Origin of the sequence: Streptomyces flavidovirens DSM 40150 (assembly GCF_000429085.1) — a bacterium.
Classification (GTDB): Bacteria; Actinomycetota; Actinomycetes; order Streptomycetales; family Streptomycetaceae; genus Streptomyces; species Streptomyces flavidovirens.
The window spans coordinates 145,235-165,334 of record NZ_AUBE01000007.1; the positions used below are offsets into that span (position 1 = coordinate 145,235).

General features: G+C 71.3%; 17 protein-coding genes. 15 read left to right on the forward strand and 2 right to left on the reverse strand.

The features are described 5' to 3' along the window. Positions 1-37: 37 nt before the first annotated feature. The 11 genes from G412_RS34335 (at position 38) to G412_RS0113840 (ending at position 11,820) form a co-directional block, all read left to right on the forward strand. The gene (locus tag G412_RS34335; RefSeq protein ID WP_051338333.1) at positions 38-1,420 is read left to right on the forward strand and encodes a hemolysin family protein; all 1,383 of its coding nucleotides are present in this window, start codon (positions 38-40) and stop codon (positions 1,418-1,420) included. Further along, entirely contained in the window at positions 1,417-2,448 is a 1,032-nt protein-coding gene (locus tag G412_RS0113795; RefSeq protein ID WP_028812609.1) for a hemolysin family protein, read from the forward strand. Before G412_RS34335 ends, G412_RS0113795 begins: the two co-directional genes overlap by 4 nt. A gap of 48 nt (positions 2,449-2,496) precedes the next feature. Continuing rightward, entirely contained in the window at positions 2,497-3,081 is a 585-nt protein-coding gene (locus G412_RS0113800; protein ID WP_028812610.1) for a helix-turn-helix domain-containing protein, read from the forward strand. Positions 3,082-3,168: 87 nt separating this feature from the next. Further along, positions 3,169-4,137 carry an NADPH:quinone oxidoreductase family protein gene (locus G412_RS0113805; protein WP_028812611.1) on the forward strand — a complete coding sequence of 323 codons (969 nt, stop codon included), beginning with the start codon at positions 3,169-3,171 and terminating at the stop codon, positions 4,135-4,137. Further along, positions 4,134-5,315, forward strand: coding sequence for an acyl-CoA dehydrogenase family protein (locus tag G412_RS0113810; RefSeq protein WP_028812612.1), 1,182 nt, complete (start codon positions 4,134-4,136; stop codon positions 5,313-5,315). The genes G412_RS0113805 and G412_RS0113810 overlap by 4 nt, the downstream gene beginning before the upstream one ends. Beyond that, positions 5,312-6,415, forward strand: coding sequence for an acyl-CoA dehydrogenase family protein (locus tag G412_RS0113815; protein WP_037648755.1), 1,104 nt, complete (start codon positions 5,312-5,314; stop codon positions 6,413-6,415). Before G412_RS0113810 ends, G412_RS0113815 begins: the two co-directional genes overlap by 4 nt. A gap of 89 nt (positions 6,416-6,504) precedes the next feature. Beyond that, complete coding sequence (locus G412_RS0113820) at positions 6,505-8,100, forward strand: ABC transporter substrate-binding protein (RefSeq protein ID WP_028812614.1); 1,596 nt, start codon at positions 6,505-6,507, stop codon at positions 8,098-8,100. 32 nt (positions 8,101-8,132) lie between these two features. Beyond that, the gene (locus G412_RS0113825) at positions 8,133-9,098 is read left to right on the forward strand and encodes an ABC transporter permease (RefSeq protein WP_028812615.1); all 966 of its coding nucleotides are present in this window, start codon (positions 8,133-8,135) and stop codon (positions 9,096-9,098) included. Beyond that, on the forward strand, positions 9,091-9,984 hold the full coding sequence (locus G412_RS0113830; protein WP_028812616.1) for an ABC transporter permease: 894 nt from the start codon (positions 9,091-9,093) through the stop codon (positions 9,982-9,984). Before G412_RS0113825 ends, G412_RS0113830 begins: the two co-directional genes overlap by 8 nt. Before the next feature lie 242 nt (positions 9,985-10,226). Next, positions 10,227-11,168 carry an ABC transporter ATP-binding protein gene (locus tag G412_RS0113835; protein ID WP_037648820.1) on the forward strand — a complete coding sequence of 314 codons (942 nt, stop codon included), beginning with the start codon at positions 10,227-10,229 and terminating at the stop codon, positions 11,166-11,168. Next, positions 11,161-11,820 carry an ABC transporter ATP-binding protein gene (locus G412_RS0113840; RefSeq protein ID WP_028812618.1) on the forward strand — a complete coding sequence of 220 codons (660 nt, stop codon included), beginning with the start codon at positions 11,161-11,163 and terminating at the stop codon, positions 11,818-11,820. Before G412_RS0113835 ends, G412_RS0113840 begins: the two co-directional genes overlap by 8 nt. A 10-nt stretch (positions 11,821-11,830) precedes the next feature. Here G412_RS0113840 and G412_RS0113845 read toward each other — a convergent pair whose 3' ends face one another. Continuing rightward, positions 11,831-12,181 (reverse strand): DoxX family protein, encoded by a 351-nt coding sequence (locus G412_RS0113845; RefSeq protein WP_028812619.1) that lies wholly within the window; start codon positions 12,179-12,181, stop codon positions 11,831-11,833. A gap of 61 nt (positions 12,182-12,242) precedes the next feature. Here G412_RS0113845 and G412_RS34340 point away from each other — a divergent pair, with 61 nt between their 5' ends. From G412_RS34340 to G412_RS0113860, 3 genes are all read left to right on the forward strand, one after another. Continuing rightward, complete coding sequence (locus tag G412_RS34340; RefSeq protein WP_051338334.1) at positions 12,243-13,184, forward strand: LysR family transcriptional regulator; 942 nt, start codon at positions 12,243-12,245, stop codon at positions 13,182-13,184. A 128-nt stretch (positions 13,185-13,312) separates the two neighbouring features. Further along, positions 13,313-14,194 (forward strand): phosphatidylinositol-specific phospholipase C/glycerophosphodiester phosphodiesterase family protein, encoded by an 882-nt coding sequence (locus tag G412_RS0113855; protein ID WP_028812620.1) that lies wholly within the window; start codon positions 13,313-13,315, stop codon positions 14,192-14,194. Positions 14,195-14,314: 120 nt separating this feature from the next. Further along, the gene (locus G412_RS0113860; RefSeq protein ID WP_028812621.1) at positions 14,315-14,509 is read left to right on the forward strand and encodes a hypothetical protein; all 195 of its coding nucleotides are present in this window, start codon (positions 14,315-14,317) and stop codon (positions 14,507-14,509) included. A gap of 45 nt (positions 14,510-14,554) precedes the next feature. On the opposite strand, the gene G412_RS0113865 is transcribed toward G412_RS0113860, so the two are convergent. Next, positions 14,555-17,260, reverse strand: coding sequence for a SpoIIE family protein phosphatase (locus G412_RS0113865; protein ID WP_028812622.1), 2,706 nt, complete (start codon positions 17,258-17,260; stop codon positions 14,555-14,557). Positions 17,261-17,775: 515 nt separating this feature from the next. On the opposite strand from G412_RS0113865, the gene G412_RS34345 reads away from it, so the two are divergent. Next, positions 17,776-19,647 (forward strand): RICIN domain-containing protein, encoded by a 1,872-nt coding sequence (locus G412_RS34345; protein ID WP_244282953.1) that lies wholly within the window; start codon positions 17,776-17,778, stop codon positions 19,645-19,647. The last annotated feature ends 453 nt before the right edge of the window (positions 19,648-20,100 follow it).

A 20,100-nucleotide genomic window follows, 5' to 3' on the forward strand; every position in this document is an offset into this window, starting at 1 on the left:
TTCCCGCCCCGTCGAACCGTGGGGCGGAGGTGGCACGGTGACCGAAGTTCTCCTTCTGCTCCTCGCTCTCGCACTCACTCTCGCGTGCGCGTTGTTCGTCGCGGCCGAGTTCTCGCTGACCACCATCGAGCGTGGCGAGCTGGAACGAGCCGCGCAGGCCGGTGAACGGGGCGCCGTGAGCGCCCTGAAGGCCGCCAAGCGCCTCACCTTCCAGCTCTCGGGCGCCCAGCTCGGCATCACCGTGACCTCACTGGTCATCGGCATGCTCGCCGAGCCGTCCCTGGCCGTGCTGCTGCGCGGCCCCCTCCAGGCCGCCGGGCTGCCCGCCGGGGCCGTGTCCACGGTCGCGACGGTCCTCGGAGTGGCCGCGTCCACCGTGGTCCTGATGGTGGTCGGCGAGCTCGTCCCGAAGAACTGGGCGATTTCCAGCCCCCTGGCGGTCGCCAAGGTCGTGGCCGGCCCGCAGCGCGCGTTCACCGCCGCCTTCGGGCCGCTGATCCGCCACCTCAACAACACGGCGAACCACCTGGTCCGCCGCTTCGGCCTGGAACCGGCCGAGGAACTGGCGTCCGCCCGTACGCCGCAGGAACTGGTCGCACTGGCGCAGCACTCCGCCCGCGAGGGCGCGATCGAGCCGGACTCCGCCGAACTGTTCGTCCGTACGCTGCACCTGGGCGAGCTGACCGCGGAGAACGTCATGACGCCGCGCGTGGACGTCCAGGCCCTGGAGGCCCGCGCCACCGCCGCCGACGCCGCCAACCTCACCCTGGCCACCGGCCTGTCCCGGTTCCCCGTCTACCGCGACACGCTGGACGAGGTGATCGGCACCGTCCACATCCGCGACGTACTCGCCCTGGACGAGACGAAGCGGGCCCGGACTCCGGTCACCGACCTGGCCACCGAGCCGCTGCTCGTACCCACTTCCCTGCCTGTCGACCGGATGCTCCAGCAGCTTCGCCGGAGCCGCACCATGGCTGTGGTCATCGACGAGTACGGCGGCACGGCAGGCGTCGCCACGGTCGAGGACGTCGTCGAAGAAGTCGTCGGCGAGGTACGCGACGAACACGATCCGCACGAGCGCCCCGGGCTTGAGCCCAGGGACCCGTCGGCGGACGGCCACGCGGTGTGGGAAGCGGACGGCAGTGTCCGTCTGGACCAGCTCCAGGAGATCGGCTTCAGCGCCCCCGACGGCCCGTACGAGACACTCGCCGGGCTCATCGCGACGCGCCTGGAGCGCATTCCGGAGCCCGCCGACCGGCTCGACGTCGACGACTGGAAGATCGCCGTCCTGGATGTCGAGCACCACCGTGCGGACCGGGTGCGGATCACCGCTCCCGCGTCGGCGTCGGCATCGGCATCCGCATCACCGTCCACGCCTGCGTCCCGTTCCGCAGTGAAGATCGCGGAGGAAGTCCGATGACCGCCATCCAGCTCGCCATCGGCGCACTCACCCTCCTCACCAACGCGTTCTTCGTCGGCGCCGAGTTCGCACTGATCTCCGTACGGCGCAGCCAGATCGAGCCGCACGCCGTAAACGGCAGCCGCCGTGCCAGGAGCACCCTGTGGGGCCTTGAGCACCTGTCCGCCGTGATGGCGACCGCCCAGCTCGGCATCACGATCTCCTCGCTCGTGCTGGGCGCGGTCGCCGAACCGGCCATCGCCCACCTGCTGGAACCGCCGTTCCAGGCCGTCGGCGTACCGGAAGCGCTGATCCACCCGATCGCCTTCGTGATCGCGCTGACGCTGGCGACGTATCTGCACATGCTCGTCGGCGAGATGGTTCCCAAGAACATCGCGCTCGCCGCTCCGGTGCCGACCGCGCTGGCGCTGGCTCCGGCGCTGGTGGCCCTGACCCACGCCCTGCGGCCGGTCATTTTCGGCATCAACGCGTTCGCCAACGTGCTGCTGCGGATGCTCGGGGTCGAGCCGAAGAACGAGGTGATGTCCGTCTTCACCGATGACGAACTCGCCCGCCTCGTCAAGGACTCCAGCGAGGCCGGTCTGCTCGCCCCGGCCGACGGCGAGCGCCTGCGCGACGCCCTGGAACTGGGCAACCGCCCGGTGGGTGAGGTGATGGTGCCGCTCAGCAGGATCGTCACCGTCGACCACACCACCACCCCGCAGCAACTGGAGCGGGCCGCGGCGACCTGGGGATTCTCCCGGCTGCCGGTCACCGGTCCGGGCGACGAGGTGCTGGGCTATCTGCACATCAAGGACGCCCTCGGCGTCGTCGAGCGCACCCGGCCGTTCCCGCGTGCCGCGCTGCACCCGGTGATCCGGGTCGAGATCGACACACCGCTCGACGACACCATGACCGCCATGCGCGCCGCGGGCACGCACCTGGCCGCCGTCACCGGCGACAAGGGCACCGTCATCGGCTTCGTCACCATGGAGGACGTACTGGAAGAGCTCGTCGGGCCGGCGGCGGGTGGCGCGATCCCGGCCTGAGGCGCCCAGTGGTTTGACAAGCGGCCTTGCTGATTCTGCAATGTCCTCATGGCTGAGGACCAGGATCTCGACGGTGTACTGAACGGCGTGGGCCCGCGCCTGCGCAAGGTCCGCAAGGAGCGCGGAGCCACGCTCGCCGCCCTCTCGGAAGCGACCGGGATCTCGGTGAGCACCCTGTCGCGGCTGGAGTCCGGCGGCCGCAAGCCGAGCCTGGAGCTGCTGCTGCCCATCGCCCGCGCCCACCAGGTGCCGCTCGACGAACTGGTGGGCGCGCCCCCGGTCGGCGACCCGCGGGTGCGGGCGAAGCCGATCGAGCGGGGCGGGCGGACGTATTTTCCGCTGACCCGCCAGCCCGGCGGGCTCCAGGCCTTCAAGGTGATCTGCCGGCCCACACGGGAGGAGCCCGAGCCGCGCACGCACGAGGGCTATGAGTGGCTGTACGTCCTGTCGGGCAGGATGCGCGTGGTGCTGGGCCCGCACGATCTGGAGGTCGGCCCCGGCGAGGCGGTGGAGTTCGACACGCGCGTGCCGCACTGGTTCGGTCCGGTGGGCGACGGGCCGGCGGAGTTCCTCAGCCTCTTCGGGCCACAGGGCGAGCGCATGCACGTACGGGCCCGGCCGAAGTCCGGGTGATCGGGCCGAGACTGTTCCCATCGGGGCAAGCGACCGCTTAGTATGCGCCGAGCGCGGTACTGCCTACGGTGTTGTGGAGGATCTCGGATGCAGGCATGGCGAGTGCACGAGAACGGCGAGCCGGGCGAGGTGATGCGGCTCGACGAGGTCGAGCGGCCCACGCCGGCGGAAGGGCAGCTTCTGCTGAAGGTGCGCGCCGCGAACATCAACTTCCCCGACGCCCTGCTCTGCCGCGGCCAGTACCAGGTGCGGCCGCCGCTGCCCTTCACTCCGGGCGTCGAGGTCTGCGGCGAGACCGAGGACGGCCGCCGCGTGATCGCCAACCCGGCGCTGCCGCACGGCGGTTTCGCCGAGTACGTCGTCGTCGACGCGGCCACGGTGCTTCCCGCGCCGGACTCGCTGGACGACGCCGAAGCGGCCGCCCTGCACATCGGTTACCAGACGGGCTGGTTCGGGCTGCACCGCCGGGCGCGCATCCAGGCGGGGGAGACGCTGCTGGTGCACGCGGCGGCGGGCGGCGTCGGCAGCGCGGCCGTACAGCTCGGCAAGGCGGCGGGCGCCACCGTCATCGGCGTCGCCGGCGGACCCGAGAAGGCACGTATCGCCCGCGAGCTGGGCTGCGACCTGGTCATCGACCGGCGCACCGAGGACATCGTCGCCAAGGTCAAGGACGCCACCGGCGGGCGGGGCGCCGACGTCGTCTACGACCCGGTGGGAGGTGACGCGTACGCCAAGTCGGTCAAGTGCGTCGCTTTCGAGGGCCGCATCGTCGTCGTCGGCTTCGCCAGTGGCGCGATCCCCTCGCCGGGACTCAACCACGCCCTGGTGAAGAACTACTCGATCGTCGGTCTGCACTGGGGCCTCTACAACACCATGGACCCGGCCGCGGTCCTCGCCTGTCACGAGGAGCTGACCAGGCTGGCCGCCGAGGGTGCCATCAAGCCTCTGATCAGCGAGCGCGTGGCCATGAAGGACGCGGCGCAAGCCGTCCAGCGCGTGGCGGACGGCACGACCACCGGACGCGTGGTCGTCGTACCCGAGGGAGTGGCCCGATGACGGACGCGGCCGCGGTACGAAGCCTGACAAAGGAGCTGCTGGCGGCCCACCCGCCGGCCACCACGGACCGTACGGACTTCCTCAAGGCGCGCTTCGACGCCGGACTCGCCTGGGTGCACTACCCCGTGGGTCTCGGCGGCCTCGGTGCGCCCCGCTCCCTCCAGGCTGTCGTGGACGCGGAGCTGGCGGCGGCCGGCGCGCCCGACAACGACCCGCGGCGCATCGGCATCGGCCTCGGCATGGCCGCGCCGACCATCCTGCGCTTCGGTACGGACGAGCAGAAGCAGCGCCTGCTGCGGCCACTGTGGGTCGGCGAGGAGGTGTGGTGCCAGCTGTTCAGCGAGCCGGGCGCGGGCTCCGACCTCGCGGCGCTCGGCACGCGCGCGGTGCGCGACGGTGACACCTGGGTGGTCGACGGGCAGAAGGTGTGGACCTCCAGCGCCCATGTGGCGCGCTGGGCCATCCTCATCGCCCGTACGGACCCCACTCTGCCCAAGCACCAGGGCATCACGTACTTCGTGTGCGACATGACCGATCCGGGCGTCGAGGTCAGGCCGCTGCGCCAGATCACCGGCGAGGCCGAGTTCAACGAGGTCTTCCTCACCGGCGTACGCATCCCCGACAGCCGGCGCCTCGGCGCGGTCGGCGAGGGCTGGAAGGTCGCGCAGACCACGCTCATGAACGAGCGCGTGTCGATCGGCGGCTCCCGCATCCCGCGCGAGGGCGGCATGATCGGCCCCGTGGCCAGGACCTGGCGCGAACGCCCCGGACTGCGCACCCACGACCTGCACCAGCGCCTGCTCGACCTGTGGGTGGAGGCCGAGGTCGCCCGCCTCGCCGGTGAGCGGCTGCGCCAGCAGCTCGTGGCCGGCCAGCCGGGACCCGAGGGCTCGGGCATGAAACTGGCCTTCGCCCGCCTCAACCAGGAGATCAGCGGCCTGGAGGTGGAACTGCGCGGCGAGGAAGGGCTGTTGTACGACGACTGGACCATGCGCCGTCCCGAACTCGTCGACTTCACCGGCCGCGACGCCGGCTACCGCTACCTGCGCTCCAAGGGCAACAGCATCGAGGGCGGTACGAGCGAGGTGCTGCTCAACATCGTCGCGGAACGCGTACTCGGCCTGCCGTCCGAGCCGCGCAGCGACAAGGACATCGCCTGGAAGGACCTGGCTCGATGACTGATCTGCTCTACTCCGAGGCCGAGGACGACCTGCGCGCGGCCGTACGCTCCCTCCTCGCCGACCGCTGCGACGCCGCGGCCGTCCTCACCCGCGCGGAGTCGGACACCCCGTACGACCCGCGGCTGTGGGCCTCGCTGGCCACCGAAATGGGGCTGGCGGGGCTCCTCGTCCCCGAGAAGCTCGGCGGCCAGGGCGCCACGCACCGCGAGGCCGCGGTGGTGCTGGAGGAGCTGGGCCGCAGCGTCGCCCCGGCCCCGTACCTCACCGGAGCGGTCGTCGCCGCCGAGACGCTGCTGGGGTGCGACACCGAGGAGGCGGCGGTCGCGGAACTGCTCGGCGCGCTCGCGGGCGGCCGTACGGTCGTGGCGCTCGCCGTTCCCCTCTCCGCCGCTCCGGGGGCCGACGTGCCACGTGCGGTACGGGCCGACGACGGCTCCCTCGGCGGACGTATCACCGCCGTCGCGGACGCCGCCGCCGCCGGCGTCCTGCTCGTACCGGCCGAGGACGGGCTGTACGCGGTCGAGACGCGGGCTCCCGGCGTCACCGTCGAATCGCTGACGCCGCTCGACCTCACCAGGCCGCTCGCCACCGTCACCCTCGACGGGGCCCCCGGCCGCCGGCTCGCCGGCTCGGCGGCGGCCCCCGTACGGCGCGGACTGCTCGCCGGGGCCGGGCTGCTCGCCTCGGAGCAGCTCGGGCTCGCCGAGTGGTGTCTTGAGGAGGTGGTCCGTTACACGCGCGACCGCAAGCAGTTCAACCGCCCGGTCGGTTCCTTCCAGGCGCTCAAGCACCGCATGGCGCAACTGTGGCTCGAAGTCGTCTCCGCGCGGGCGGCCGCCCGCAACGCCGCCGACGCCCTGGCCACCGGCAGTGAGGACGCGCCCCTCGCGGTGGCCGTCGCGCAGACGTACTGCTCCCGCGTCGCGGTGCACGCGGCCGAGGAGTGCGTACAGCTGCACGGCGGCATCGGGATGACCTGGGAGCACCCCGCGCACCTGTACCTCAAGCGGGCCAAGGCCGACTCGATCGCGCTGGGCGCGCCCGGCAGGCACACGCAGGCGGTGGCGGAACTCGTGGATCTGCCCGCGCCCCGGTAAGGGGCGGTGGCGCAAGCACCCCTTTACATACGGTTTAATTGCGAGCTGTTCGCAATAACCGTTGATCTTTATTAGGGGTGTGGAGAGCCATGCTGTCCCGATCGATACGTGGGGCGGCCGCCGCGACGCTGGCCGGAACCCTGGCCATCACCGCGGCGGCCTGCTCGAAGCCGGGCGCGGGCGGCGCCGCCGGGCACGCCGGGGATTCCGCCGTCGTCGGCATCGCGTACGAGCCGGAGACGCTCAGCCCGCTCCTCGGCTACGGCAAGGACGGCAACTCCAAGATCTTCGACGGACTCCTGACCTTCGACGAAGAGATGAAGCTCCGGCCGGCGCTCGCCACCGAGCTGCCCGAAGTCACCGACGGCGGCCGCACATACACGTACACCCTGCGCCAGGGTGTGAAGTTCAGCGACGGCAAGCCCTTCACGTCGAAGGACGTGGTCTTCACCTACCAGACCATCCTCGACAAGAAGACCAACAACGCGTCCAAGACGGAACTCGACGCGGTCAAGGACGTCAGGGCCGACGGCGACCACAAGGTCGTCTTCACGCTCAAGTACCCGTACGCGCCGTTCGCCGAGCGCACCGTCCTGCCCGTCGCTCCCGAGCACGTCGCCAGCAAGCAGGACGTCAACAGCGGCTCCTTCACGACGAAGCCGGTCGGCACCGGACCGTACATCCTCACCGGCTGGTCCAAGGGCGAGAAGCTCAGCCTCAAGGCCAACCCCGGTTACTGGGGCGGCGCGCCGAAGGTGAAGAAGTTCACCATGGCGATCATCAAGGACGACGACGTGCGCGCCACCCGGCTGCGCACCGGCGACCTCGACGGCGCCATCCTGCCGCCCAACCTCGCCAAGACCTTCAAGGACGACGACGGCAGGACGACGTACGCCGCCCGGTCCTTCGACTACCGCACCGTGACCCTGCCGACGCACAACAAGGTCGCGGGCGACACGGACGTACGGCGGGCACTCGACGTCGCCGTCGACCGCCGCGCCATGGTCGACAAGATCCTCGAAGGCGCGGGCAAGCCGGCCTACGGCCCCGTGCCGACGGACAGCCCCTGGTTCGCCAAGGGCACCGAGCGCACGCACGACCTCGCCAGGGCGAAGAAGATCCTCGACGAGGCGGGCTGGCAGCCGGGCACCGACGGCATCCGCGTCAAGGACGGCGTACGCGCCCAGTTCCCCCTCTGGTACCTCTCCGGCGACAAGCTCCGCCAGGACCACGCCCTCGCCTACGCGTCCGACGCGAAGAAGGCCGGCATCGACATCAAGACCCAGGCCGGCACCTGGGAGGTCATCATGCCGCGCATGAAGCACGACGCCGTGCTCGCGGGCGGCGGCGCGCCCGGTGACCCCGACTTCGACCAGTACACGCTGCTGCAGTCCTCCCTCGCGGGCGACGCCTTCAACAACATGGCCTGGTACGACAACCCCGCCGTCGACAAGGCGCTCAAGAAGGGCCGCGAAAGCGGCGAGACGGCCGACCGCAGGGCCGCCTACGACACCGTCCAGCGCGAGCTCGTGAAGAACCCCGGCTACACCTTCCTCACCCACATCGACCACCTCTACGTCGTCGACGACAAGTGGTCGGGGCTGACGACGCAGACCGAGCCGCACGACCACGGCCTGGCCTCCGGCCCGTGGTGGAACGTCGAGGACTGGACGCCCAAGAAGTGACATACCCGGACCGGAAGCTCCCCTGGGGGCCGATGGCGAGGATGGCGGGGCGGCGGACCCTGTTCGCCGCCCCCGTCCTGCTGGTGGTGACCTTCGGCGTGTTCGCCGTCGCCGCCGCCTCACCCTTCGACCCCGTCAAGGCGTACGCGGGCACCGCGGGCCTCACCGCCTCGCAGGAGAACCTCGACCAGCTCCGCGCCAACCTCGGCGTCGACCAGCCGCTCGTCGAACGCTGGTGGCACTGGCTGACCTCGGCCGTCACCGGAGACCTCGGCGACTCCAGCGTCATGCGCCAGCCCGTCGCCGACGTCATCACCGAACGCCTCGGCTGGTCGGTGCTGCTCGCCGTCACCGCGTTCCTCGTCGCGATCCTGCTCGGTACGTCACTGGGCGTACTGGCCGCGCGCCGGCAGGGCGGCTGGCTGGACCGGGCGGTCAGCTCGGCGGCGTACACCCTGGAAGCGGCGCCCGCCTTCTGGCTCGGCCTTCTCGCCATGTGGTTCTTCGCGCTGCGGCTGGGCGTCCTGCCGGCAGGCGGCCTGACCGACACGGACAGCGATGTGGTGACGTTCGGACAGGTCGCCACCCACCTGGTGCTGCCCGCGGCCGTTCTCGGCGTTTCGCAGCTTCCCTGGTTCTTCCTCTACGTGCGCCAGGGCGTCGCCGACGCACTGGAGGAGGACCCCGTACGGGGCGCCCGCGCGCGCGGGCTGAACGAACGCACCGTACTGCTCGGACACGCCCTGCGCTCCGGGATGCTGCCGACGCTCACGCTCGTCGGCTCGCGCGTGCCCGAACTCATCACCGGCGCCCTTCTCGTCGAGACCGTCTTCAGCTGGCCGGGCATCGCGGCGGCGACCGTACAGGCGGCGACATCGGTGGACTTCCCGCTGCTGGCGGCGCTGACGGTCCTCGCCACGGCGGCCGTCCTCGCCGGAAACCTCCTGTCCGACCTGCTGTACGGACTCGCGGACCCGAGGGTGGGCTTCGATGGCTGAACTCACTCGTGAACTCGCGGCCGAACCGGCTGTGTGGCGCTCGCACGGGCGCACCCGCCGTTCCACGCGCACGCTGCGCGTGCGCACCTCGGCGGTGATCGTGACCGCGGTGGTTCTGGCGGTCCTCGTCGTACCGCCGCTGGCCCATCTCGACCAGCAGGCCGTCGACCTGTCGATGAAGCTGCGGCCACCGTCCCCGGCCCACCCCTTCGGGACGGACGACGTCGGCCGCGACCTGCTGCTGCGCTGCGTGTACGGGCTGCGCGTCTCACTGCTGGTCGGGCTCGTCGCGGCGCTCGTCGCGACGTTCATCGGTACGGCGGTGGGGGCGGCGGCAGCGGCGTTCGGCGGCTGGACGGACCGCGTGGTGATGCGCATCGTCGACACCTTCTCCTCGATCCCGCACCTGCTGCTCGGCATCTTCATCGTCGCGATGTTCAGGCCGGGCGTGTGGCCGGTGATCGTGTCGGTGGCGCTGACCCACTGGCTGTCCACGGCCCGCATCGTGCGTTCCGAGGTGCTGTCGCTGCGCTCGCGCCCGTACATCGACGCGGCGGTCTCGGGCGGCGCGTCGCGGTGGCGGGTCGCCGTACGGCACCTGCTGCCGGGGGTACTGCCGCAGGCGGGGCTCGCCGCCGTGCTGATGGTTCCGCACGCGATGTGGCACGAGTCGGCGCTCTCGTTCCTGGGCCTCGGCCTGCCGACGCACCAGGCGAGCCTGGGCAACCTGGTCCAGTCGGCGCGCAGTTCGCTGCTGGCCGGCGACTGGTGGCCGACGCTCTTCCCCGGCCTCCTCCTGATCATCCCGACCCTCGCCATCGCGGGCCTTGCGGGCTCCTGGCGGGAACGGATCAACCCGCGCCGCCGATCGGAGCTGATGCTGTGACGACGCCTCAGAACGCCAGGCCGGCTGCTCCCCAGGGCCCTGCCCCGGCCCCGGCCGTGGCCCCGGACACGGCCGACGCCGGTGCGCGGGCCCGTGCCGCGACCACCGCGCCCGCCACGGAAGCGGCCGTGACGATCCCTCCGGCACCGCACGAGAACGCGTCCCGTGTCGCGCCCGGATCCGTTCCGTCGAACGTTCGCAAGACGTCCGGTTCCCCGCGCGACGGCACACCCGGTACGCCCCTGTTGTCCGTACGGGGTCTCTCCGTGCGGTTCCGGATGCGGGGCGGGCGGCACATCGCCGCCGTCGCCGACGCCGGCTTCGACCTGGCACAGGGGGAGTGCCTCGCACTCGTCGGGGAGAGCGGGTGCGGCAAGTCCGTGCTCGCCTCCGCGCTGCTCGGACTGCTCCCAGGCAACGCCCGGACCGCGGGTTCCGCGCTTTTCGGGGACGTCGATCTGCTCACCGCCGGCGAACGCACCCTGGCGCGTACGGTGCGGGGGCGCCGCATCGGACTCGTTCCGCAGAGTCCCGCCGCGCACCTCACCCCCGTACGGACCGTCGGAGCGCAGCTCGAAGAGACGCTGCGCGAGCTGACCGGTACGCAAAAGCACGACGTGCGCCGGGCGGCCCGCGCGGCGGCCGAGCGGGCTGCGTTCCCCGTGGACCACCTCGACCGTTACCCGCACGAGCTGTCCGGCGGACTCGCACAGCGCGCCGCGACCGCCCTCGCCCTCGTCGGGGACGCCCCTCTGCTGCTCGCGGACGAGCCGACCACCGGCCTCGACCGAGACCTCGTCGACCGCACCGTCGACGAGCTGCGCCGGCACGTCGACGAGGGCCACGCCCTGCTGATGATCACCCATGACCTCGCGGCCGCCGAGCGCATCGCCGACCGCGTCGCGGTGATGTATGCCGGACGGATCGTCGAACTCGCGGATGCCGCCCGCTTCTTCGGAACGCCGGGACCCCAGCACCCGTACGCCCGAGGTCTGCTGAACGCCCTTCCCGAGCGCGCTTTCACCCCGATCCCCGGCATGCCGCCCGAGCTCGGTGACCTGCCGCCGGGATGCGCCTTCGCCGCGCGCTGTACGCACGCCACCGACGCCTGCGCCGCACAGCCGCACTTCGCGGACGGCGTCGCCTGCCACCACCCGCCGGCCGAGGAGCGTGCCCGTGCTTGAACTCGACGCGATCACCGCTGGTTACGAGCGCGGGTCTCCGGTCGTACGCGACGCGCACCTCACCGTCGCACCCGGCGAAGCGGTCGGCCTCCTCGGACCCAGCGGCTGCGGCAAGTCGACGCTCGCCAGGGTCGCCGCCCTGCTGCACCGCCCCGACGCGGGCACCGTCACCCTCGACGGCCGCCCCGTCACGGGCTGGCGCCACCGCGCCCCGCGCGAGCAGCGCACCGCGATCGGCGTGGTCTTCCAGCAGCCCCGGCTGTCCGCCGACCCCCGCCTGAGCCTGCGCGACCTGATCGCCGAACCACTGCGCGCCACCGGACGGCGCGGCGAAGCGGCCGCCACCGTGAGCGAGTTGTCCAGGACCGTGGGACTCGGCGAGGACCTCCTCGGCCGCCGCCCGCACGAGGTGAGCGACGGCCAGCTGCAACGCGCCTGCCTGGCCCGCGCCCTGGTGCTGCGCCCGCGCTGGCTGGTGTGTGACGAGATGACGGCGATGCTCGACGCGTCGACGACGGCAGCCCTGGTCGCCGTGGTCGAGGAGTACCGGCGCGAACGCGGCGCGGGCCTGCTGACCGTCGGCCACGACCGCGTCCTGCTGGAGCGCTGGTGCGACCGTACAGTCCGCTGGGAGGACGTCACGACGGCCTGAGCTTCCGGCTTCATCGCGCGACGGCGAGGAGCAGCGAGGCGGCGGCCAGCGCCAAGAAGCTCGCGGGGAAGGCGATGTTGTGGAAGACGCGGGCGCGGACATGGGCCACGACGGCGCCGATGAAGAACAGCACAAGCCCGGCCGCGGCGGCTGTGCCGATGAACGGGACGCCAAGGAGCCCCAGCAGAAGCCCGACAGCTCCGGCACCTTTCAGGGCGCCGAGCACCGGCAGCCAGGACGGGGGGACACCCACTTCGGCGGAGTTGGCGAGGACGGCCCTGGACCTCAGGAAGTTCGTGACGGCTTCCGCGGCGTTGACCGCGATCGCGACGCCGGTGACGACTGCGTAAGTGATGAACATGGCGTCAAGCCTCATCAAGTCCCGGCGTGGCGTCCAATACCGGCATCTATAACCTGACGGCATGGATGTCGACACCCGGCTGCTGCGCTACTTCGTCGCCGTCGCGGAGGAGGGGAGCCTGACGCGGGCTGCGGAACGGCTGTTCGTGTCCCAGCCCGCCCTGACCAAGCAGATCAGGCAGTTGGAGGACCGGCTCGGCGTACGGCTGTTCACGCGGTCCAAGGCCGGCATGGCCCTCACCGAACCGGGTCAGGTGCTGGCGGAGCGGGTGCCCGCCCTGCTGGCCGGCTGGGACCGGGCGCTGCGGGACACGAGGGGCTCGGCCGTCCGGGCCGCCCGCGTGCTGCGGGTGGGCTTCCTGGCCAGCGCCGCCAACGAGGCCACGCAGGGCATCATCGCGGCGTTCACCCGGCGCCGGCCGGGCTGGAGGGCCGAGATGCGGCAGGCCGCATGGTCGGACCCGAGCGCCGGGCTGGCAACCGGAGACGTCGACGCCGCCCTGGTGCGGCTGCCCTTCCCCGGTCAGGACGCTTTGCGAGTGGAAAAGCTGTTCACCGAACCTCGCTGTGTCGCGCTCCCGACGGCACACCCCTTCGCCGCACGCGACCTGATCTCTTTCCGGGACCTGTGGGACGAGCCGTTCGTGGCAGCCCCACCCGAAACCGGACCGTGGCGGGACTACTGGCTCGCCGCCGACGAACGCGACGGCCAACCGGTCCGCGTCGGCGCCGTCACCGACCAGCCGGACGAGTGGCTCAGCGCGATCGCCAACGGCTACGGCATCGCCCTCACCCCCGAATCCTCCGCGCGCTTCTACGCGCGCCCCGGCGTCACCTACCGGCCCGTCAGCGGCGTCACCCCCACTCATGTCGCAGTCGCCTGGTCAGCCACTGACGACACCGACCCCGTCGTCCGGGACTTCGTCCGCTGCTGCCTGGACAGCAGACCACCTTCGGCTTCTCCAGCCGAGCCCCCGCGTCCGGGCCGGCCGCCCATGACCTGACGAACCTCCAGTCGGTCTGAACCGCGGGCGACGGGTGGTCGAACTCTTGTCAGGGCCCTGCCCATTGGGGCCGTACGGAGCGGATACTCGCCGGAGTCCCGAACGCCCCGTACACCTCCGGAGGCACCATGGCCGTCGCCGCGCCCACCCGCCGCAGAGTCGTCACGACCCTCGCCGCCGCCGTCGCGGGAACCTTCGCCGTCCCGGCGCACGCCGAGGCCGCCGGGAGGAAACCCGGTCAGCAGCCCGGCCGGAGGCCGCTGCGCCGGGCCCACGCGCACAACGACTACGAGCACGCGCGCCCCCTTCACGACGCGCTCTCCCACGGCTTCACGAGTGTCGAGGCGGACGTCTTCCTCGTGGAGGGACAGCTCCTCGTCGCCCACGACCCGGTCGACCTCGACCCCTCCCGCACCCTCGAATCGCTCTACCTGGCCCCGCTCGCCGCCAGAGTCAGGGCCAACCACGGCTCCGTGTACCGCGGATACCGCCGTCCCGTGCAACTGCTCATCGACATCAAGAACGACGGCGCCGCCGCCTACCTCGAACTGCACCGCCAACTGCGCGGCCACCGCCGGATGCTGAGCACGTACGCGCACGGCCACGTCCGTCCCGGCGCGGTGACGCCCGTCATCTCCGGCGACCGCGCCGCCCGCGCCCCCATGGAGGCACAGCGGGTGCGCCACGCCTTCTACGACGGGCGGCTCGACGACCTCGGCGCCGTGGACCCGGCCCCCGCCTCCTTCATCCCGCTGATCAGCAGCAACTGGACGCACAGCTTCACCTGGCAGGGCGCCGGCCCGTTCCCCGCGGCCGAACGGTCGAAACTGCACGCCCTCGTCTCCGCTGCCCACACGCGCGGGCAGCGCGTCCGCTTCTGGGCCACACCCGACCTGCCGGGCCCGGCGCGGGACGCCGTCTGGACCGAGCTCCTCGCCGCGGACGTGGACCACATCAACACCGACGACCTCGCCGGCCTGGAGCGTTTCCTCCGTACGCACGACGCGTAGCCGGTCATCACAACCAGTCAACACCCGTACGGCGGACGTGTCTTCCGCCCGGACGGGCCCTCCGCTACGCCAGACTGGCGGCCGAATGCCGCAATTCAGGCGCGGCGGAGGAGGTTGACCATGGCCATTTCGATCTCGTTGGTACTGCTCCTGCTGCTTCTCGCGGTGATCTTCCTGCGCAACGGAGGCCTGAAGGTCTCGCACGCGCTCGTCTGCGCCCTGCTCGGCTTCTTCCTGGCCGGTACGAGCATGGCGCCGACCATCCAGAACGGGATCGCCGCCACCGCGGACGTGGTCGGAGACCTCAGACCCTGACCACCGTCACTGTCACTGTCACGTCACCGTGTTCGCGCCCCGGCCTCACGGGAAGTCCGGCGGCGCCTGGCCGTCCGGCAGTGGCTGCTCCGTCCAGATGACCTTGCCGTGCCCGGTGTACCGGGTGCCCCAGCGGTCGGCGAACTGCGCGACCAGGAACAGCCCCCGCCCGCCCTCGTCCGTGCTCGCCGCCTGCCGCAGATGCGGAGAGGTGCTGCTGTGGTCCGAGACCTCGCAGATCAGGCTGCGGTCACGGATCAGCCGTACGCGGATCGGACCCGAGGCGTAGCGAATGGCGTTGGTGACCAGCTCGCTGAGAATCAGCTCGGTGGTGAACGACTCCTCCGCCATGTCCCACTCGGCCAGCTTGCGGGTCACCGCGGCCCGTACCTCGCCCACGGCCGACGGATCGGGCGGCACGTCCCAGTCGGCCACCCGGCCGGCGCCCAGTACCCGCGTACGGCTGACGAGCAGCGCGATGTCGTCGCGCTGGTGCTCGGGCAGCAGCGCGGCGAGCACCTCCTCGCAGGTCTCCTCGGGTGTCCGGCCGGCATGGTCGCCGAGCGTACGGCGCAGGAGCGCGAGCCCCTCGTCGATGTCCCGGTCCCGGTCCTCGACGAGCCCGTCCGTGTACAGGACCAGCCGGCTGTTCTCCGGCAGCCGCACGTCCAGCGTCTCGAAGGGCAGTCCGCCGAGCCCGAGCGGCGGGCCGCCGGGCACATCGGCGAAGACCGTCGTGCCGTCCGGATGGACGATCGCCGGCTGGAGGTGGCCGGCCCGCGCCATGGCGCAGTGCCCGGTCACCGGATCGTAGATCGCGTACAGACAGGTGGCCCCGGTGACGCCCGCGTCCGCGTCGTCACCGATCTCGTCCTGGTCGATGCGGACGACCAGTTGGTCGAGGTGCCACAGGAGCTCGTCGGGCGGCAGGTCCAGGGTCGAGAAGTTGTGGACCGCGGTCCGCAGCCGCCCCATGGTGGCGGCGGCATGGAGCCCGTGACCCACGACGTCGCCCACGACGAGCGCCACGCGGGCACCGGGCAGCGGGATGATGTCGAACCAGTCCCCGCCCACGCCCCCGAGCCCGCCGAGCCCGGCCTGCGCGGGCAGATACCGGTAGGCGACCTCGACGGCGTTCTGCTCGGGCAGACTGCGGGGCAGCAGACTGCGCTGCAGTGTCACCGCCATGGTGTGCTCACGCGTGTAGCGACGGGCGTTGTCGACGCTCACGGCGGCGCGCGCCACCAGCTCCTCGGCGACGGACAGGTCCTCCTCCTCGAAGGGCTCCGGCTTCTCGGAGCGCCAGAAGATGGCCAGACCGAGAATGACGCCGCGAGCGCGCAGCGGAACCGCGATCATCGAGTGGATTCCGTGCTCCACGAGCTGCCGGGCCCGCTCCGGATCCTGCTCCTGCCAGCCGGAGAAGCCGGCCAAATGTGACTGGAGGACCGCCTCGCCCTTGCCGAGGCTGAACCCGACCGGCGTGGACGGCACAAAGCGGATCGTCTTGCCGAGCGGGTAGAGCGACGTGTCCTCGCTGAGGCCGCTGAACGCCACCCGGCGCAGGTCCACACCCGTGCCCGCGGCCGTGGCGGTCGGCTCCTCGCTGCGCAGCACGGCCTCCACCAGGTCCACGGTGGCGTAGTCGGCGAAGCGGGCAGTGGCGAACTCCGTCAGCTCCTCGCACGTGCGCACCACGTCGAGGGTGGTGCCGATCTCCGTACCGGCGTCGTAGAGCAGCTTCAGACGCTCGCGAGCCACATCCGCCTTTCCGCTGAGCGCCTGGAGCTCGGTGGTGTCCCGCAGCGTCGTCACGCTGCCGGGCGGCCCGCCGTGCTGGTCCGTGGTGCGCTGGTTGACAGCGAGCAGACGGTCTCCGACCGGATGGACCTCGTCCGTCACGACCCGGCCGGACGCGAGCAACTGGGCGGTCTGCGGGTCGAGACCCAGGTCCGAGACATGCAGCCCCTCCACCTCGTTCGGCAGACCCAGCAGCCGGCGCGCCTCGTCGTTGGCGAGCATCAGCCGGCCGTCACCGCCGACGATGAGCACCCCCTCCCGTACGGCGTGCAGGACGGCGTCGTGATGTTCGTACATCCGGGTCATCTCGGCCGGGCCGAGACCGCGCGTCTGGCGGCGCAGCCTTCTGCTCACCAGTGCCGTCCCGCCCGTGGCGAGGAGCAGCACCGCTGCGGCGGCCCCGAACAGCAGCGGAATCTGCTCTTCGACGACGCCGCTCACCTTCTCGATGGTGATCCCGGCGGAGACCACACCGATGACCTTGCCGTCACGGTCGGTGACGGGCACCTGGGCCTGCACCAGGGGACCGATCGTCCCGGTGATCTTCTCGGTGACGACCTGACCGGCCAGCGGGGGCGCCAGATTGCCGACGAACTTCTTCCCGATCCGGTCAGGCAGGGGATGGGTGTAACGGGTCCCGTCCGGGTTCAGTACGACGATGAAATCGACTCCGGAGCGCTTACGGGCCTCCTCGGCCGGCGGTTGCAGCACGGCGGTCGGGTCGGGACTCTTCAAGGCCTCCTCGATACCCGGCGCATGGGCGAAGGTCTCGGCCACGGCGACCGACCGGTTGCGGGCCTCGCGTTCACTGTCGGTCCTTGACTGCAGCACCAGCACCGCCATGGCGCTGGCGACGAGCAGGACGACGATCGCCACCTGCAGGAGGAAGACCTGACCTGCGACAGTTCGCATCCGCAAAACCGAGCGCGGGCGGCCGTTGCGTCCGGCCATGACCTCTTTCTACACCTCCCGCATACGCCGGGCGAGCCCGCGCACCGCGGACGCGGTGGCCGCTGGATGAGCGGCTCAGGGATCACATTTAAGCCCGCGGAGCCTCGGAGGGACAGATCTGGGGACCAGATGCTCGCGGGACCTGTGCGGCGGGCGGAATGAAAGCCGGCCATCGGTGAAATTTCACCGGCCCATTATTTGGCGTGCTCACACAGGTCCTGCTGGTGCGGGCCGGCGTCATACCTCTCGCTCACACAGGTTCGGGGCAACCCGGCGGCAGCCTTTCCTTGCTGAATGGATGTCACTCGTTTTGCTTGTTTCCCGTCAGTCACTTGTGCGAGGGTGAACCCCCTCACACAGGCACACTGGTCCATGCCATTCTTCCGGGCGCGGACCGCTTTTCTCTCCCGCAGACCAGAAAGGTACGCACCTTTCCGTCCGGCGCCTTGGAAGGAATCGGTTCCGTGTACTCCCCCCACCCCCCTCGCCCCTCTTACTCTCCTCGTCCCGGTGTCGTGTCCGGGGAATCCGACGAAATCCTCGGCGCCCGGCTTCGGGGGCGGGCGGAGGGAGCGACCGGCCGCCCCGTGGCGCTGCTGCTGGCGCGGCACTGGCAGGCGGCGTACGACTACGCGGCCATCTGCCTCGCGTCCTCGGGGAGCGTCGCTTCGATGGCCACCGCCGCGGCCTTCCACCAGGTGTTCGAGACCCTGGGGCGAGGACAGTCGGCCGAGGCCCTGCGTCCCCGGCTCCTGGTGACCGTACGGGGCACCGTGAGGGCGTGGTCCGCCGACGACGGCATATCCGGTGCCCTGCCGGAACTGACGAAATCGGCCGGGGGGCGCGGTATGCGGGCCGCGAAGTCCATGGCGTCCACAAAACGTGAGCTGGCCGAGCGCTCTTTCCGGACCCTCGCGGGGCCCGCCCGGTGTCTGCTGTGGCACACCCAGGTCGAGGGGGAGCCCATAGCCGTACCCGCCGGTCTGCTGGCCCTGGACGCGGACACCGCGACGGCCGTACTGGAACAGGCGCGCGAACAATTGCGGGAGGGCTGCGTCCGGGCCCACAGGGAACTCGCGCCGACCACGGAATGCCGCTTCTACAACCGCCTTTTGGACATCCCGATTCGACGCGGGGGCGCCTTGCTGCCCGACGTCCAGCAGCATCTGCTGGCGTGCCGCTACTGCCGGGACGCCGCCGAACAACTCGCCCTTTGCGCGGGTGATGTGGGCGTACTGCTCACCGATGCCGTGCTCGGCTGGGGCGCCCGGCGCTATCTCGAGTCGCGGCCGGGGCGCGGTGGCGACAAGTCGCCCTCCGGGACCTCCACCGGTCGGGTCGACCGGCGCGCGGAAGGCGGACGCCACCGTCTGCTCGCCGGGGCCATCCCGCCGGTCCACCGGTTCGCACCGTCGCGGAAGCACTCGAAGCCGTTGCTCAGCGGCCTTGGCCTCGTATCAGCCACCGTTCTCTCGGCCGTTCTCGTCACCAGCCTCTGGTCGGACGACGGCCGCCATCCGGGGTCCGCGGCGTCTGTGGGGGCGGCCGGCGGTCACCTGGACTCACCGAGCCCGCGTCCCGTGCTTCCGTCGGCCGGGCCGCCGCCGGCCGAGTCCGCCGGACTTCCCGGAGTCTCAGGCCAGGCCAGACTCCGCAATGCCGCGACGGACCTGTGCCTGGACGTCCGGGGCGCGGCGAAGCCCGGCGCCGGGACGACCATGGCGGAGTGCTCCGCCGCGAAGAACCAGCAGTGGTCGTACGGAAGTGACGGCCTGCTGCGCAGTCTCGCGGATCTGGAACTGTGTCTCGACTCCCGTGCGGACGACGGTGCGACCACCCTCCGCAGGTGCGTGGGCCCTTCCTCCGCCGCGAACGTCGACGACCTGCGCTACGACCTGACGGTGCAGGGTCAGCTGTTGCCTCGCTGGGCCGAAGGCCTGGCCGTCGTTCCCACGTCCGCGGAGAACGGCGCCGATGTGGTGGTCAAGATCCGCGACAGCTCAGTGGAGCAGAGGTGGGTGCTCGACTCCCCGGCAGCCGCCCCCCGTTCCCGGCCGGATGCCGCAACGGGTGGCGTTCAGACCGCGAAGGCCGTTCCCGATGTGCCTCCTGCCGAAGCGGGCTGCGGCGCGCCGGCTTGCGCGCCTTCCCCGCGCGGCGGGAAGGAACGGAATGCGGAACCTACGAGCGGCACGGCCCGCCCGGAGCATGGGAAACCGCGTGACGCCGAAGCCGAGCCCTATCGGCGGGCGGCCGTCGTGCCACAGCGTCGCGGTGAAGGCCTCCGTTCCGCTGCCGCGCGAGTCGAGGACTTGGTGGCCGGCCGTATTCACAGCCCCGTCGACGCGGCTCGGGGCGTTACGCCCGTCTCCCTTCCGATCGGCTGAGCCGGCGAGGTGGGGGCGCGCATGTGCGTCATCTCCTGGTGAATGAGGGGGAGATCGGCGAAAGTGCGGGAACCAGTGGGAGCGCTCCCAAAATGGCTTCGCCGGCAGGAGGTGTCAAGACCTCCCGTGCGTATCGGGTCGTCGAATTAATTCGACAACCAATTTTGAGAAACCTGGCAACCTTTTCTGTTCCCCGCGGCGACTCGGTGCTAGCTTCCAGCTCACCAGTGGGAGCGATTCCGTCAGTTGATCTCGACAGACAAGGAGTCGCTCAGGTACCACCCCCACGACTGCCGCCGGTGGCGGGGACCACCGACGGCGTTGGCCGTGACGCCACGCCGTGATCTCCGATCCGGCCGAGGCCCGGCACGTCGGCACATCCAACGCACCGCTTCGCCTGCCCCCGCATTCGGTATTCGGGCCGCGCGACGCTCGCGCGCCCTCGACTGAGAG